We start from the raw sequence: 16489 nt of genomic DNA on the forward strand, positions 1-16489 counted from the left end.
AGTGATCCATGACCTTATCTATTTTGCCGCAGGGTAAATCAACGTTTTTTTATCCGAATGGAAGTCCTCTAGCCAACGGTTCAGTTGGGTTTTACCAGCCTGGAACACTCACTCCATTAACGACATACGCCGATAATGCCGGAGTAACCCCAAATGCGAACCCGCTATCTTTAGATGCTAATGGACAAGCGGTTGTGTGGGCCACGGGCACATTCAGGCAGATAGTTAAAGATGTAAACGGCAATACGATCTGGGATCAGATTATTTCAGATCCAACTGTAGCATTAAAAAGCGATCTTTCTGCACCATCCGGCGCAGGTCTTAGCGGAATAAATCTGTTAATGGCGTATCAAGTTGGCACTATCGGGGCAACACTTGTTCCAGTTCCCAACGGAGATAACACAGGTACAACAGACTGCTCGTCAGCATTTAACTCAGCATTACAAGCAAAGGCTTTATCTGGTGGTGGTGTTTTAAAACCAATCCCAGGCACATATAAAATCAACGGAAGCGTCCTGATCCCATCCAACATTGTGCTTGATTTGACAGGAGTTACGCTTACCGGAAATGGCAGCAATACAATACTTAAATCTGGCGCGATTATTTCTGGCGTACTTACAGATATTACAACTGAGTGGGGTACATCTGACACTGGAAATGGAACTCACGCAGTATTCGGTTCTACAATATTAAACGGAACTTTGACTAACGCCGCCTTGGGGGTGCGCGGGCATCGTTTAAATTTTGGTTGCTCTTTAAATGGGGTTTTCTTCGCTAATACCTTAACTCAATCCTGGGACACGACACATAGTTGGGGTTTAGAAATAACTAAATGCACAGTGTATGCCCCTGCAGTATGTAGAGATTTTGTTGATTGGACGGAAATACACAACAACAGCTTTGAGGGTTCTGGTTCCACCAATAATACTGTAGGTCTTACAATTGGCGGGACGTGGGGTGGTTCTTATTCTGCGAATATCCACTCTAACGGCTTCCATCACCTCACAACAGCTATCACATTCGCATGCGAAGCTGCGAATACGATTATTGAATCTAACCACTTTGAAGACTGCATGTACCATGTTACCGGCGGCTCACTGCAAGTCAGTAAATTGAGAATTAAAAACAACTGGATGAAGGCGAATTTAGCAACACCAGCTAACACAGTAATACCTATAGATTTTCAAAATATAGTATTTTCTGAAATAGGTCCAAATAACTTCATTACAGATGGTTCTAGTGGGTATTCCGCACTGGTGATAATGAATACAACAAACTGCATCGGTAATAAAATATATGTAGATTACAGTGTGGCGTCTTTACCAGATCTAACCATGTACCAAATCGGTGTTGCTAATACTATCGAACTGGTGGGAGGTTCAAATAATTCAAGCGTGGCCCAACCATTTAAAGAGACGTGGGCTGGATCATCCGGGCTTACTAGCGAAAAGTACCATTCTCGGTACAACGCCGTAGCAAACTCAATACCATTTTGTACAACCACATACTCTGGTACAACGATAACAATAGATACATTCATCCCTTGCACTGCGTACGGCACAACACAGTTATGCGCATTTAATTTAAAAATAAACGGTTCTACAACGTACATAATGGCGGGGACATTAGCCAGATTTACGGTTTCTTACACTGTTAATATCGGTTTTTTTGGTGGTGAAACTGGGCTGACAATGACCTTATCAAATAACGGCGGATTTTTACGCTTAACGATAATTGGAGCACCGAGTGGCGGTAACGTTACCGGGTGGATCAAGGAGTTATAAATGGCTTTATCTATCACTTTGAACAAAAAAGATAACTTTGGCAGAGAAGCATCATTTGCCTCAGCTTACTTATGTATAGAGTCAGTTACAGGAAGTAAAAGCAATCTTACTGTCTCATTGGTAGCTAGAGACAAGAAAGATGGTGTATTTATTGAGTCTAATCAGATAAATGTGCCGATAGATTTAGAGGGTGATAACTTTATAAAGCAAAGTTATCTTTATATAAAAAGCATGCCAGATTATTCATCAGCTAGTGATTGCTGACACACCTTTAACCCGCTTCGGCGGGTTTGTTTTTTTGCTTGGTGATTTAATTTTAGGATTCGCCATACTGTGGCGAATTTGTGTCGTAACTTGTGCCACACGGCAGATATATTATGCCGCAGAATGACACAAAATTAGAAGTTGGCGTGATTAATTGCTTATATATCAAATAGTTAAAAAATACACTGGTGATTCGTAATGCGAAGGTCGCAGGTTCGACTCCTGTCTCCGGCACCAGTAAAAATTTTATTAATTACTATTATCATTCCTGATATTCATAAACCCCCATTCTTGTTTCAACTGATAAATATCTATTCACCTCATAAAAACTTCTGGCTATGTTGTTTTGGAAGGAAAGTCTCGGAACTAGCTAATGTCTGAGTAGGGATAAAATCTTCAAAAATTTGATTAAAGAAAGTAGTTTTTGATCTGTAGCAATCTCGGTATCTCTATCGGTTTAGCAACCCGATAAAATTCTGCTTTACTTTTAATTGATCCAGTCAAAATTTTATAAAATGCCGGAGGCTATATGCGAAGAATCGTATTGTTCCTGGTGTCTGTCTGCTTGGTTGGGATATTTAGTGGATGTGCTTCAATGGATCAGAGCACAAAGCAGAGACAGGTATCTTCGGTGCTAGCTTATCTTTATCCTGATTCAGATAATTTACCCGTAAAATCAAACTCGATTGCTGTTTTGAAAGTACCATTCCGTGTTGGAATTGCATTTGTGCCAGATAATACGAATGCTGAATTCCGTTTATCCGAAAGCGACCGACAAAAACTAGCTACCAAAGTACGAAATTCATTTATAAATTATCCATTTGTCAGTGACTTGGTTACGGTACCTTCTGTGTACTTAAAATCTGGAGGTGGATTTAACAATCTTGACCAAGTGGCATCAATGCTTCGGTTGGATGTAATTGCGTTGATCTCTTTTGACCAGATTCAAAACTCAGGTGCGACTAAACAATCATTACTTTATTGGACAGGTGTTGGTGCTTATTTAATCCAAGGTGATCAATATAATATTTTAACTGCAGTTGAAACATCTGTGTTTGATATTAAAAGCAGACAATTATTGCTTCGTGCAGGAGGGATTTCTAACGTAGATGGTTCAGCAAGTATGATTTCTTTTCCGAAACAAGCCAGAGAAGCCAGAGTCAGAGGTTTTGATCAGGCCATTGATGACATGATCAATAAACTACATACTGAAGTTGATTCATTTAGGCTTCATGCGCCTGCCGATCCGAATATTAAATTGATTTTACCTCCTGGCTATAATGCCAATGAAGTGCATAAATGACATTAAATCAGCACAATATGAACCGATTCAAGATGGGCTATTGTTTGTTTCGGTCGTTTGACCTGATTGTGTCACCGCAGCCATAGGATAAAATCAGATTTACAAATATTAACCAAAATTGGTTTGATCCTTGCTGAATCAGTCAATCATTTGACGTTGTATATGTTATCGCTATGACCCAAATACGTTTTTATTTCTATTGGATATGTCTGTTCTGGATCCCTTTTGTGCATGCAGATTTTGATGAAGACGATCGCGCCGTGGATTTGTATCAGATTACTCTTCCTGCCTCTCAGGAGGAAAAGATGTTGTTTCATGATTTATGGTGCAATGATGAATCGGTTTGTTATGGTGAAGGCAAGTTTGATAAATATGTTTTGTCTGAGATGAAAAATCTGAGATTGAATGTGAATGTGTTCAATCAAAACGGAAATCTGACTAGTTACCAGAAGAAGCAAAAATTATACGCATTGCATCGGGCCGTTTATTTTGCAAAGCAAATCAATGTTGCCGTAGGTGGTTCGCTGTTTGATTTAATTCGGCGCTGCTCGGCGCCCAACAGTATCAATAATTCTTATGCCCAGCTTGATTTTGATACTGTCCATGATATGAAAACGATGAAAATCAGCTTCTTTCCGGTATTCAAAAACACCACAACAGGGGAGGCTGAGTATATGGAATTCACCTTCATCCGCAATGGTGACAAAATTTTACCCAAACGCGATCTGTTTTCCCCAGATATCCTGCAGCAGAAAGATTTTTTCCGAAATTACGGTATTCGTTGCTGGTCTTAAAATTGACTGCCGGGGCTATTGGTATTAGCGTTGAGCCCTTTGTGTTACTGAGAGATTTATATGAATAAACTTAGTTTTGACCGTCTTTCTGCGTTAAGTGCCGAAGCTCAGCAATCTCCGCGTCAGCGGATGAATCATAATATGCATACTGAGCTGGCTGCTCCTATCCAACGCTTGGCGATTGCAATGGAACCGGGCACATATATTCGTCCTCACCGACATACCCAGACTTGGGAACTTCTGACGTCATTACGTGGCCGGTTTGTTGTGTTGAACTTTGATGACACAGGAATGGTGATTCAGCGTGCTGTGTTAGGTGAAGATGTCTCTGTCATCGAAACACCGGTCGGAGGTTGGCATGCTGTGTTATCTCTGGATCCGGGCGCTGTTATTTTTGAGGTCAAACATGGCCCTTATGTTCCGTTCAAGGAAGAGGATTTTGCTCCCTGGTCGCCTGCTGCAGATAACGAACAATATAAAGATCTGATGGCTTGGTTCCGTCATGCAGAAGTCGGGCAACGTTGGCCTGGTTAATTTTTTTTGTGCTGACACGATTTGTCACATTTTCACATAGTTCAGTGAAATCTCGTTTATAGACTGAATTTCGATAGATTAAAGACTGATATCTGAAAATAGTCGTATTTGAGCAAATGGTAGTAACACCTCGTTTTTTCGTGAGGAAAAGCTGAGGTGTTTTTTCATTTGTATTTGTAGATATCGTCATAAATCAAAAAGAGAAATCGACTATGTTTTTTATAGGTTGATTATAAAAAATTAATTCAAACACTCTCTTTGGAATGCAGCTATGTCTGAAATACAAACCCAGGCGTCATCTTCCAAGTTAAAAATCTATTTTGGGTTAATAGTCATCATTGCCGGAATTGGTGGATGGCTCTATTTCAGACAGGTAGGCCAATCGACGAATGCTGTTGCCCGGCGAAGCCCTCCCGTTTCCGTTTCGGTCGCCAAGGCGGAGAAACAGGATGTTCCGATCCAGTTGTCGGCATTAGGAACGGTTAACTCCACCTATACTGTGACCCTGCACAGCCGGGTAGATGGTCAGCTGAACAAAATTCATTTCGACGAAGGTCAGACAGTAAAACAAGGGCAATTACTGGCGGAACTGGATCCGCGCCCGTATCAGGCGGCACTGACGCAAACGCAGGGACAATTGCTGCGTGATCAGGCCTTACTGCGGAATGCAGAAATTGATCTGGCGCGTTATCGTCGGTTGTGGGCGCAAAATTCGGTGGCCAAACAACAGGTGGATACACAAGAAGCCTTAGTTAATCAGTACCGTGGTACGGTGAAACTGGATCAGGGGTTGGTTGCAAATGCCCAATTGCAACTGAGCTATAGTCGAATATCCTCGCCTATCAGTGGGCGGGTGGGGTTACGCCAAGTTGATCCGGGTAACATTGTGCATAGCAGTGATAGTTCCGGTCTGGTGACAATTACACAAACACAACCAATCAACGTGCTGTTCAGTATTCCGGAAACTAATCTGAGTCAGTTATTGCAGGCGACCCGACAGAACCCACAGTTGGTTGTTGAAGCTTGGGATCGCGACTATCACACAAAGCTAGCAACCGGACATCTGCTGGCGATCGACAATCAGCTGAATACCAACACAGGGACGGTCAGCCTGAAGGCGCAGTTTGCCAATGATGATCAGCAGTTATTTCCCAATCAGTTTGTGAATATCCGTCTGTTACTTACGACGCGAAAAAACGCGGTAACGGTGCCGGATGTTGCGGTGCAGACCGCTCGGCAGGGTAGTTATGTCTATCTGCTGAATACTGATAATTCAATCAGCATGACCCCTGTCTCCGTCGGGGCTGGCTATGGTGATCGGGTTATTGTTGAAAAGGGGGTGCAACCCGGACAACAAGTGGTTGTTGATGGTCTGGATCGGTTACGCAATGGTAGTAAAGTCGTTGTGCGGGGTGAACAGGGCAAAACGGGCGGCAGCGGCCAATCGGGTCAGTCCGGCAGGAGTAAGGGCGGAGCGGGTCAGCGTGCTCCATCAAATGCACAGTAAAGAAGAGCGACGCTATGAATCCTTCCTGTCTGTTCATACAACGCCCGGTTGCCACAACGCTACTGATGCTGGCGATTTTGTTAGCTGGGCTGACTGCCTGGCGTTCGCTACCGGTTTCGGCACTGCCTGAAATTGATTATCCCACCATTCAGGTGGTGACACTCTATCCCGGTGCCAGCCCCGACGTGATCACGTCATCCATTACCGCGCCACTGGAACGTCAATTCGGGCAGATGCCGGGGCTGTCACAGATGTCGTCTTCCAGTTCTGGGGGCGCATCGGTGATCACGTTGCAATTCAGTCTGGATTTGAGTCTGGATGTGGCTGAACAAGAGGTTCAGGCCGCCATCAATGCCGCCAGTAATCTGTTACCCTCCGATCTGCCTAATCCGCCTGTCTATAACAAGGTAAATCCGGCGGACACACCGATCATGACGATTGCGGTGACCTCTGCAACCATGCCGATGACCAAGCTGGAGGACATGGTCGACACTCGCATGGCTCAGAAAATTTCGCAGGTCCCTGATGTCGGTTTGGTCAGTATCGGTGGTGGTCAGCGACCAGCGGTGCGTATTCAGATCAATCCCAAGGTCCTTGCCGCGAAAGGGATGACACTGGAGGATGTGCGAACTGCCATCAGCAGTGCCAATGTGAATCAGGCCAAGGGCAGTTTTGACGGAAAAAAACAGGCTTCAACAATTGATGGAAATGATCAGCTAAAATCGGCAGATGAGTATCGGAATTTGATCCTCTCTTATCGCTCGGGGGCGCCAATCCGTCTGTCAGATGTGGCCGCTGTAGTGGATTCAGCGGAAAATATCCGGTTATCGGCCTGGGCGGGTGTGACACCGGCGGTGATCCTGAATATTCAGCGTCAGCCGGGCGCGAACGTGATCCAGGTGAGTGATCGCATCAAGGCATTATTGCCGCAACTGACCCATGATCTGCCCGGTTCGGTCGACGTAAAAATCATGAGTGATCGCACCGTCACCATTCGCTCCTCAGTTCAGGATGTCGAATTTGAGCTGATGATGTCAGTGGCACTGGTGGTTATGGTGATATTCCTGTTTTTGCGCAATTTGGCCGCGACCATTATTCCTGCCGTCGCGGTTCCGCTATCCCTGATTGGTACTTTCTTTGTCATGTATCTGATTGGTTTTTCGATCAATAACCTGACGCTGATGGCGTTAACCATTGCGACCGGTTTCGTGGTCGATGATGCCATTGTGATGATTGAGAATATTGCGCGTTATATTGAGGAGGGCGAACAACCCTTTGCGGCGGCATTAAAAGGCTCGCGGCAAATCGGTTTTACCATTATTTCGCTGACCTTTTCGCTGATTGCGGTGCTGATCCCGCTGCTGTTCATGGGCGATGTGGTGGGTCGCCTGTTCCGCGAATTTGCGATCACACTGGCGGTTTCAATCCTGCTATCAGCGTTCATTTCGCTGACGCTGACGCCGATGATGTGTGCACGGTTACTCAAGTATATTCCGGAAGAAAAGCAAAGCCGTTTTTATCACAAGAGTGGGCAATTCATCGAGCGTATCATTGCAGGTTATGCCCAATGGCTACGCTGGGTGCTGGAGCGGCAGGGGCTGTTTTTGCTGGTAGCCGCAGGCACACTGGTGCTGACCGCTGTGTTGTATCTGGTTGTGCCAAAGGGCTTTTTCCCATTGCAGGATACCGGCGCCATTCAGGGGATCAGCGAAGCCCGGCAATCGGTATCTTTTGGGGAGATGGCAAGGCAGCAGGAAAAGCTAGCGAGTCTGCTATTACAAGATCCTGCTATTGAAAGTCTGACCGCGTTTATTGGCGTTGATGGTAACAACGCGTCGCTTAATAATGGCCGTTTACAGATCACGCTCAAGCCCAAAGAATTGCGGGATGATATCAGTACGGTGTTAACCCGCTTGCAAAATTTAGCGAAGGCAGCGCCGGAGACAACACTCTATCTGCAACCGGTACAGGATCTAACCATTGACTCCCGGCTGAGCCGCACGCAGTATCAGTTTACGCTGCAGGACAGCAATGCAGATGAATTGACGCAATGGACATCCTCGTTGGTGGATAAGCTGCGGCAACGACCGGAATTAGCTGATGTGGCTTCCGATCTGCAAGACAAAGGGCTGCAGGCCTACGTCAATATCAACCGTGATACGGCTTCGCGTCTGGGAATTTCGATATCGGCGATTGATAATGCGCTCTACGATGCCTTTGGGCAGAGGCTGATTTCGACTATTTTTACCCAGACCAACCAGTATCGCGTGGTGCTTGAAGTCGATCCTGCACATCAACAAAGCCCGCTGGCACTCAAAGAGATTTACGTTCCAACCGCCTCAGGAACGCCGGTATCTCTGGATACGGTGGCTTCGATAGAATCACGGAACAGCCCGCTGACGATTAACCACCTTGGACAGTTCCCGACGGCCACCATATCGTTCAATCTGGCTGCCGGGGTGGCGCTGGGGAAAGCGGTGGATGCCATTAACCAGACGGAGCAACAGATCAATCTGCCAGCCAGTATCAATACGCGTTTTCAGGGGGCAGCGTTGGCATTTCAGGCTTCGCTGAGCAATTCACTTTGGCTGATTCTGGCTGCTGTTATCACTATGTATATCGTGCTTGGCGTGTTGTATGAGAGTTATATTCATCCCGTCACCATTCTGTCAACGTTACCTTCTGGCGGTATTGGCGCTTTACTGGCACTGATGCTTTCCGGTACCGATCTGAATGTACTGGCGATCATTGGCATCATCCTGCTGATTGGTATCGTGAAAAAAAATGCGATCATGATGATCGATTTTGCACTGGAAGCAGAGCGTGAACAGCATATGAGCCCGCGCGATGCTATCTATCAGGCCTGTCTGTTGCGGTTCCGGCCAATTATTATGACCACAATGTCGGCATTGTTGGGGGCATTACCCCTGATGTTGGGTAGTGGCATGGGGTCAGAATTGCGCCATCCGCTGGGCATTACCATGGTGGGTGGCCTGATTTTTAGTCAGGCTCTGACGCTGTTTACGACTCCAGTTATCTATCTTGCCTTTGATCGACTGGCCCGTCGGTTGGGGTATAAGCAGCCGGTTTCGCTGGAACAAGAGGCGCAGTCATGAATTTCGCCGCGTTGTTTATTCGTCGTCCTGTTGCGACGACATTATTAACACTGGCGATTTTATTATCCGGGGCGCTGGCATTTTATCTGTTGCCGGTTTCACCGCTACCGCAGGTCGATTTTCCGACTATTTCCGTGTCTGCTCGTTTACCCGGCGCTAGCCCGGAAACGATGGCGGCAACGGTGGCAACACCGCTGGAACGTGCATTAGGTCGAATTGCCGGTGTCAGCGAAATTACGTCGTCGAGTTCGTTGGGTTCTACCCGGGTCACGCTGCAGTTTGATTTGCAGCGCGATATTAACGGTGCCGCGCGGGATGTTCAGGCCGCGATCAATGCCGCGCGCTCCATGTTGCCGACCATGCCTTCCAATCCGACTTACCGCAAGGTCAACCCGGCAGATGCGCCGATCATGATCCTGGCTCTGACCTCCGATATGCTGTCGCGAAGCGAGATGTATGATGCTGCAGATTCGATCCTAAGCCAGAAACTGGCACAGGTGGAAGGCATTGGCGATGTCAATATTGGTGGTGGTGCACAGCCTGCCGTGCGAGTAGAACTCAATCCGCTACAACTGAATCATTATGGTGTGAGTCTGGAAACTGTTCGTAGTGTCATTACCACAACGAATGCAAACCGACCGAAAGGTACCGTCGAGAACAACCGTGATCACTGGCAGATACAGGCAAATGATCAAGCCAAAACGGCCAGAGAGTATATGCCACTGATTGTCAGTTATAAAAATGGCGCCGCGATTAGAATGTCAGATATCGCGCAGGTCACCGATTCGTCTGTTGACCTGCGCAATGCCGGTCTGGTTGGAAAACAACCCGCCGTAATGATCATTTTATTCCGGCAACCCGGTGCCAATATCATTGCAACAGAAAACCGCATCAATGCACTGCTGCCATCCCTGCAAGCATCTATTCCCGCCGCCATCAAATTACAGGTGGTGATGAGTCGCAGCCCAACTATCCGGGCTTCACTCAATGAGGTGGAACGTTCGCTGATCGTTTCTGTGAGTCTGGTTATTCTGGTGGTTTACCTTTTCCTGCGCAGTGGTCGTGCGACCTTGATCCCTGCGGTGACAGTACCGGTGTCACTGATTGGTACTTTTGCTGTCATGTATCTGCTCGATTTTTCTCTGAATAATCTGAGCCTGATGGCGCTGACGATTGCGACCGGATTTGTTGTGGATGACACAATCGTGGTATTGGAAAACGTATCACGCTATATCGAACAGGGCTTCAGACCATTTGACGCGGCAGTGAAAGGGGTCAAAGAGGTCATGTTCACTGTGCTGTCGATGAGCTTATCGCTGATCGCGGTATTTATACCGATCCTGTTGATGGGTGGCATTATCGGCCGCTTGTTTCGCGAATTTGCCATTACCTTGTCGGTATCGATTCTGGTGTCTTTGCTGGTTTCGGTGACGACGGCTCCCATGCTGTGTGCCCGTCATCTGAAACCGTTGTCTACGTTGAAACACAATACATTATTGAACACCTGTGAGCAGATATTTACGCATTTACATTCCGGCTACAGGAAGACGCTGGGCTGGGCATTGCGGCATCCACGGTTCATGCTGCTTTTGCTGGCCATAACCGTGACATTGAATGTCATCTTGTATATTACGGTGCCGAAAGGCTTTTTCCCGCAGCAGGATACCGGCAGTCTTAATGGTACGATCCGTGCCGATCAGAGTATTTCGTTTCAGGCCATGCAGACCAAACTGCAATATTTTATCAATGCCGTCAGTCAGGATCCGGCAGTGGATAAAGTGATTGGTTTCACCGGCGGCGGGCAAAGAAATACCGCCAATATGTTTATCAGCCTGAAACCATTGCCGCAGCGGACGGAAAGTGCCGATCAGGTTATCGCCCGTTTACGAAAGAAGCTGGCGAGTGAGCCGGGAGCGACGCTGTATTTGCAGGCCGTGCAGGATATTCGCATGGGCGGGCGTTCCAGCAGCGCGCAATATCAGTACACGCTGCAAGGGGATGATCTGACGGAACTCAGGTCTTGGACCATTAAGGCTCAGCAGGCGATCATGAAACTGCCGATGCTGGCGGATGTGAATTCCGATCAGGAAGTGAAGGGATTACAGACCTCGCTGGTATTTGACCGGGACACCATGTCGCGCCTGGGGATTACCCAGCAGCAAGTCGATGCCATTTTATATGACGCATTTGGTCAGCGACAGGTTTCCACCATCTATAACCCGCTGAATCAATATCATGTGGTGATGGAGGTCGCGCCAGCATTCTGGCAGAGCCCGGCCGCGTTAGAGAATATTTTTATTCAGACATCAGCCGGTCATGCTATTCCGCTATCTGCGATCGCCCATTGGGGGCCGACCAATACTGCCTTGTCAGTCAATCATCAGGGGCAGTTTGCCGCAACAACCCTCTCTTTCAACTTGTTACCAGGCAGCTCGTTATCTGATGCAACGATGGCTATTGAAAAAACACTGAGTAATATTGGTATGCCTGACACCATTCATGGCAGTTTTCAGGGGAATGCCAAGCTGTTTCAGTCTTCGCTAGATAACCAGCCGTTGTTGATTCTGGCGGCGCTGATTGCGGTGTATATCGTTCTGGGGATGCTATATGAAAGTGCGGTTCATCCAATCACAATTCTGTCTACGTTGCCATCAGCAGGGGTCGGCGCCTTGCTGGCATTGCTTGCCAGCGGCAATGAGCTGAATATCATCGGGTTGATCGGTATTTTGCTGTTGATCGGCATCGTAAAGAAAAATGCCATCATGATGATTGATTTTGCATTAAGTGCAGAACGGGAACAAAACCTGTCAGCAGAACAGGCCATTTATCAGGCTTGCCTGTTGCGATTTCGCCCCATCATGATGACCACGCTGGCCGCCCTGTTTGGCGCGTTGCCACTCGCCTTAGGGCATGGCAATGGCGCAGAAATGCGTATTCCACTGGGTATTTCGATCGTTGGTGGCCTGATTTTCAGCCAGTTACTGACACTGTATACGACCCCGATTGTTTATCTGTATCTGGACCGACTCCGGCAATGGGGGTTCAGTTGGCAGAAAAAATCGCCGCCGGAATCAAACAGCATGAGGATAGAAACAGATGAATAAACGTTTGGCTGTTAACCTGTTGCTGGGATTGCTGCTGAGTGGTTGTGCGGTCGGGCCTGATTACGTCAAACCCACTCTGAAGCTACCCGCCAGTTTTAAAGAGGATGGCCGTTGGAAGATTGCCCAACCGAAGGATGAATATCCGCGCGGGGCGTGGTGGCACATCTATCAAGATCCGCAGCTTGATCAGTTGATGGCGACATTAAACCGGCAGAGCCCGACGATAGCGCAGGCAGAAGCACAATATCGGAGTGCGCAGGCTTTACTGAAAGAGGCGGATGCGGGTTTGTATCCGTCACTTTCCGCCTCAACATCCCGAAGCCGCACTGTTTCATCGCCCGGTACAGCTGCCAATACAGTTTATCTGGGCAGTCTCAATGCTAGCTGGGAAATGGATCTCTGGGGTAGCATCCGCAGAACAATAGAAGCTGATCGGGCGAAACAGGAAGCCAGTGCCGCACAACTTGCGGCGATTAGACTCAGCAGCCAAGCCCAACTGGCCAGTGCCTATCTACAGCTGGTTGTTGCCGATCAGCAAATCAACCGGTTGCAACAAAGTCTGCATCTTTTAGAACAAACCTTGACGCTGACTCGAAATCAGTTCGCCGCTGGGATCATCTCTGATGCCAATGTGGCTCAGGCGGAAAGTGCCGTCGAAAGTGCGCGGGCACAACTGACGGATAAGCAGTTAACCAGATCACAGTTGGAACATGCTATTGCGGCTAGCCTTGGTGAAACACCAGCAGAACTATCGCTTAGTAGCAACCATCCGCAGCCTTACTTGCCGGAGATTCCTGCCGGTGTTCCGTCACAGCTACTGGAACGGCGCCCCGACATCGCGAGTGCTGAGCGTAGCGTTGCGGCGGCCAATGCGCAGATCGGAGTAGCCGAAGCCGCATTTTTCCCAACGCTGACGCTCTCTGCCAGCGGTGGTTATCGCAGTAATGATTTTAGTCAGTGGGCTACCTTGCCAAACCGTATCTGGTCGATTGGCCCGCAGGCAGCATTAACCCTGTTTGATGGTGGGCTGCGTAAAGCTCAGAAAGAGGCTGCGATAGCCAATTATGATGCCAGCGTTGCCAGTTACCGTTCTACCGTATTGGCTGCATTTCAGGCAGTAGAAGACGATCTGGCGGCTCAACGGTTGTTATCACAGGAAGCAGAACAGCAGCAGCGTGCTTTTCAGGCTGCCAGTCGGGCAGAGCAAATAGCCCTCAACGAATACAGGGCTGGTACGGTCAGTTATCTGAATGTGCTAACCGCACAAAATAGCCGTATCACGGCAGAAAACACGCTCTGGAATGTGAAAAACCGGCAATACGTCAGCAGCGTATCCTTGATCGCTTCGCTGGGAGGGGGTTGGTGATCAAACCCAGTTTATTTTAATTCTCGTACCCTGAATTCTGATTCAATCAACTCTGTTGATAGTTGTTCAGATGCCAGTGAATCAGAACTCACGCAGAGTCCTCCACAGATAGCGGCGTATTTCATGCAGTCTGCCAATGATGCGCCGCGTGCATGTCCGTATAAAAAACCGGAAAAGAACGCATCACCAGCACCATTGGTATCAATAACGTCATAGTTGGAAATGATGCCGGTTTCTACAAATTCTCCCTTGGCATTCAATGCACAAGCGCCTTTTTTCCCGTTGGTACAAACGACAAGCTGTTTTCCAGAGGCTATTTGGTGCCGCATAAAACGGAGGGGATCAGCCATACGTTCTGCACTCAAAAACAAATAATCAGCACCGGCAACAAAATCTTGGTGGTATTCACTGACCCCATCATAGTCGTGAAGATCGCACCAAATTTTCTTTCCATGCTTTTTCCCGATGGGAATGATCTTCCGCGCATAGTTTAAGATATTGACGACAAGATAATCTGTTTCCATGACGACTTGCTCAAGTGCCTGAAAATCCATATCAGGTTCAAAGGTGTTATATCCTGTGTAAATAGAAATTCGCGAACCGGATTTGTCCATCAGATTAACGTGTGTTTCTGTACCTCTCGGGTCGTCAAAGAACAATGTCTGCATTGGCAATGCCGAGAAATATCTGCGAACTTTTTCTCCTGCCGCATCAGTTCCAACTTGCGCATGCAAGAGAACCTGAAAGCCAAGATGACAGAGGTTGGCAGCCTTCCCTGTGCCTGTCGACCCAATTTGTTCCCGCATGCCGGAGCTAAAAAGCGTTTCAGATTTTCCCTGTGGCAGCTCTTGCAAATAGATCACGGTATCAAGCGAAACACCACCGAAGACGCTAACTTTCTTCATATTTGCTCCTCGAATCTGATGACATCTCATGACAGACAAGTATTGACGATCTGTTCTGGAAGAGTGTCTTTGTGCTTGAGAACAGATAAATAAAGAGGAACTTGGTGTTCCCCTTTATAGGCTGTCAAAAGTCGGAATGACTATTTCATTTCAATGATAAATTGTTCGCGAGGGCGTCGAACTTTCTTTAAGTTAACCAGCCAGTCGCCTTCTGCAGCACGATATCCCAGAGGGAGTAATATCACTGAGCGCAAGCCCAGCTTGCTAAGGCCGAGGATCTCGTCAACTTTAGCCGGGTCAAAACCCTCCATTGGTGTGCAGTCCACTTTCAGCTCAGCCGCAGCAACCAGCGCTGTTCCCAGACCGATATAAGCTTGTCGTGCCGCATGTTGGTAGTTGGTTTCGGCATCGCGTTGCGGGTAATTGTGGAGGAGCATCTGACGATAGTTTTCCCAACCTTCATTGATGAAGCCGCGTTCCTCATTGACCAGATCAAACATCATGTTAATTCGTTCCGCGGTGTAATTATCCCAGGCGGCAAACACCAGCAGATGTGAGCAATCGGTGATTTGGCTTTGATCCCATGCGTTTGGTTTAATTTGCGCCTTTAATTCTGGATTGGTAACCACAATAACCTGATAAGGCTGCAGGCCGCTGGAGGTTGCGCTGAGACGGATCGCCTCCAGAATGAAATCGACTTTTTCGGCTGATACTGCCTGGTTTGAATCCAGTTTTTTGGCGGCATAACGCCATTCTAGTTTTTCCAATAAAGTAGTCATTTTCTCTTTCCATTGTTTACAAGGGGGAGAGCAGCCTCGGGCGGAAAACGCTGAGACTGCAAAGCGATAACGCAGAAAGCAACAACAGATGACTTTCAGATCACAACTTAAGATATGCCAAAGATACATTTATCGCGAGGAAATTAGGCTACTTCATCAGAGAAACTAAAATAGTTCACCATATCCATTCAATGCTCGGTAATATTATTGGGAATTTTTAACAGCCAAAGGACGTCATCATGAAAAAACAAGCACTTACCATCGCATTATGCTTGTTCACTTCATCCGTATTCGCTACTAGCTGTCCGCAACACTATTTCAGCGGGCAGGAACCCGGCTTAACAATCCCGTTGCAACAAAACAGAGAAATTTGTTATACCGTTTTTGCTACGGGTTATTCCGATGCAACCCGGACGGCTTTCTATTCAGCAGAGCATTTGATTAAAAAGAACGTTCTGGCCGCGAAGAAATTAAAGCGGGAAGATTCATTCCATGAAGATCCTAACCTGCCGGATTCGGCACAAGCCAAATTAACTGATTATAAAGGTAGTGGCTTTGATCGCGGCCATCTGGCACCGAATGCCGATATGCCAACCAAACAAGCCCAATATGAATCATTTTCTCTGGCAAATATGGTGCCCCAACTGCATGTGAACAATGCAGGGATCTGGAGCGAAATAGAATCAACCGTCAGGAATATGGCGACGACATATGGTGACGTCTATGTGGTCACAGGTGGGCTATATAATGCGTCGACCCAAACAATTAAAAATCGTATACCGGTTCCCAATGCGTTATTTAAAGCGGTTTATGTTCCTAAAATGAAAGAGGCCGGTGTCTTTATTTCCGACAATAACAGCAGTGGCAGCTATAAAGTTATTTCTGTTAATCAGCTGAAAAAGCTATCGGGTATTGATGTGTTCCCTAGTTTGCCCAACCAGAAAAAAGAACTGGCAATGGAATTGCCGGAAGTGAAGCAAAAAGATCATAAACCGGCCAAATTCACATTGAAAAACTTACTTGGTAAATGAGC

General features: G+C 47.2%; 12 protein-coding genes. 10 read left to right on the forward strand and 2 right to left on the reverse strand.

The annotated features are described in order from the left end of the window. The first annotated feature begins 8 nt into the window (after positions 1-8). The 9 genes from H027_RS0114500 (at position 9) to H027_RS17980 (ending at position 13772) form a co-directional block, all read left to right on the forward strand. Entirely contained in the window at positions 9-1784 is a 1776-nt protein-coding gene (locus tag H027_RS0114500; protein WP_024873167.1) for a hypothetical protein, read from the forward strand. Continuing rightward, positions 1785-2048: a hypothetical protein gene (locus H027_RS0114505; protein WP_024873168.1), complete on the forward strand. Its 264-nt coding sequence runs from the start codon at positions 1785-1787 to the stop codon at positions 2046-2048. A 529-nt stretch (positions 2049-2577) separates the two neighbouring features. Next, positions 2578-3351, forward strand: coding sequence for a rhombotarget lipoprotein (gene rhlP, locus H027_RS0114510; protein WP_081741523.1), 774 nt, complete (start codon positions 2578-2580; stop codon positions 3349-3351). 173 nt (positions 3352-3524) lie between these two features. Beyond that, positions 3525-4145: a hypothetical protein gene (locus H027_RS18500; RefSeq protein WP_152536740.1), complete on the forward strand. Its 621-nt coding sequence runs from the start codon at positions 3525-3527 to the stop codon at positions 4143-4145. 60 nt (positions 4146-4205) lie between these two features. Beyond that, positions 4206-4679: a WbuC family cupin fold metalloprotein gene (locus H027_RS0114520; RefSeq protein ID WP_024873171.1), complete on the forward strand. Its 474-nt coding sequence runs from the start codon at positions 4206-4208 to the stop codon at positions 4677-4679. Positions 4680-4950: 271 nt separating this feature from the next. Beyond that, positions 4951-6186 carry an MdtA/MuxA family multidrug efflux RND transporter periplasmic adaptor subunit gene (locus H027_RS0114525; protein ID WP_024873172.1) on the forward strand — a complete coding sequence of 412 codons (1236 nt, stop codon included), beginning with the start codon at positions 4951-4953 and terminating at the stop codon, positions 6184-6186. Between the two features lie 14 nt (positions 6187-6200). Beyond that, on the forward strand, positions 6201-9302 hold the full coding sequence (locus H027_RS0114530; protein ID WP_024873173.1) for an MdtB/MuxB family multidrug efflux RND transporter permease subunit: 3102 nt from the start codon (positions 6201-6203) through the stop codon (positions 9300-9302). Then, positions 9299-12406, forward strand: coding sequence for a multidrug efflux RND transporter permease subunit (locus H027_RS0114535; RefSeq protein ID WP_024873174.1), 3108 nt, complete (start codon positions 9299-9301; stop codon positions 12404-12406). The genes H027_RS0114530 and H027_RS0114535 overlap by 4 nt, the downstream gene beginning before the upstream one ends. Further along, a complete protein-coding gene (locus H027_RS17980; RefSeq protein ID WP_038149303.1) occupies positions 12399-13772 on the forward strand; it encodes an efflux transporter outer membrane subunit in 1374 nt (457 codons plus the stop codon). Before H027_RS0114535 ends, H027_RS17980 begins: the two co-directional genes overlap by 8 nt. 11 nt (positions 13773-13783) lie before the next feature. On the opposite strand, the gene H027_RS0114545 is transcribed toward H027_RS17980, so the two are convergent. Together H027_RS0114545 and H027_RS0114550 are read right to left on the reverse strand one after the other, a co-directional pair. Beyond that, positions 13784-14677, reverse strand: a complete 894-nt coding sequence (locus H027_RS0114545) for a carbohydrate kinase family protein (RefSeq protein ID WP_024873175.1) — start codon at positions 14675-14677, stop codon at positions 13784-13786. A 140-nt stretch (positions 14678-14817) separates the two neighbouring features. Further along, positions 14818-15456: an NAD(P)H-dependent oxidoreductase gene (locus H027_RS0114550; RefSeq protein ID WP_024873176.1), complete on the reverse strand. Its 639-nt coding sequence runs from the start codon at positions 15454-15456 to the stop codon at positions 14818-14820. Between the two features lie 239 nt (positions 15457-15695). On the opposite strand from H027_RS0114550, the gene H027_RS0114555 reads away from it, so the two are divergent. Continuing rightward, the gene (locus tag H027_RS0114555; protein WP_024873177.1) at positions 15696-16487 is read left to right on the forward strand and encodes a DNA/RNA non-specific endonuclease; all 792 of its coding nucleotides are present in this window, start codon (positions 15696-15698) and stop codon (positions 16485-16487) included. Positions 16488-16489 lie beyond the last annotated feature (2 nt).

The organism is Tolumonas lignilytica, from assembly GCF_000527035.1.
GTDB classification, from domain to species: Bacteria; Pseudomonadota; Gammaproteobacteria; order Enterobacterales; family Aeromonadaceae; genus Tolumonas; species Tolumonas lignilytica.

Excerpts from the sequence above, each read along its gene's own strand:
- rhlP (WP_081741523.1), top strand. The coding sequence starts at position 2,578 with ATGCGAAGAATCGTATTGTTCCTGGTGTCTGTCTGCTTGGTTGGGATA.
- H027_RS0114550 (WP_024873176.1), bottom strand. The coding sequence starts at position 15,456 with ATGACTACTTTATTGGAAAAACTAGAATGGCGTTATGCCGCCAAAAAA.
- H027_RS17980 (WP_038149303.1), top strand. The coding sequence starts at position 12,399 with ATGAATAAACGTTTGGCTGTTAACCTGTTGCTGGGATTGCTGCTGAGT.
- H027_RS0114555 (WP_024873177.1), top strand. The coding sequence starts at position 15,696 with ATGAAAAAACAAGCACTTACCATCGCATTATGCTTGTTCACTTCATCC.
- H027_RS18500 (WP_152536740.1), top strand. The coding sequence starts at position 3,525 with ATGACCCAAATACGTTTTTATTTCTATTGGATATGTCTGTTCTGGATC.
- H027_RS0114505 (WP_024873168.1), top strand. The coding sequence starts at position 1,785 with ATGGCTTTATCTATCACTTTGAACAAAAAAGATAACTTTGGCAGAGAA.
- H027_RS0114500 (WP_024873167.1), top strand. The coding sequence starts at position 9 with ATGACCTTATCTATTTTGCCGCAGGGTAAATCAACGTTTTTTTATCCG.
- H027_RS0114535 (WP_024873174.1), top strand. The coding sequence starts at position 9,299 with ATGAATTTCGCCGCGTTGTTTATTCGTCGTCCTGTTGCGACGACATTA.
- H027_RS0114520 (WP_024873171.1), top strand. The coding sequence starts at position 4,206 with ATGAATAAACTTAGTTTTGACCGTCTTTCTGCGTTAAGTGCCGAAGCT.
- H027_RS0114530 (WP_024873173.1), top strand. The coding sequence starts at position 6,201 with ATGAATCCTTCCTGTCTGTTCATACAACGCCCGGTTGCCACAACGCTA.
- H027_RS0114525 (WP_024873172.1), top strand. The coding sequence starts at position 4,951 with ATGTCTGAAATACAAACCCAGGCGTCATCTTCCAAGTTAAAAATCTAT.
- H027_RS0114545 (WP_024873175.1), bottom strand. The coding sequence starts at position 14,677 with ATGAAGAAAGTTAGCGTCTTCGGTGGTGTTTCGCTTGATACCGTGATC.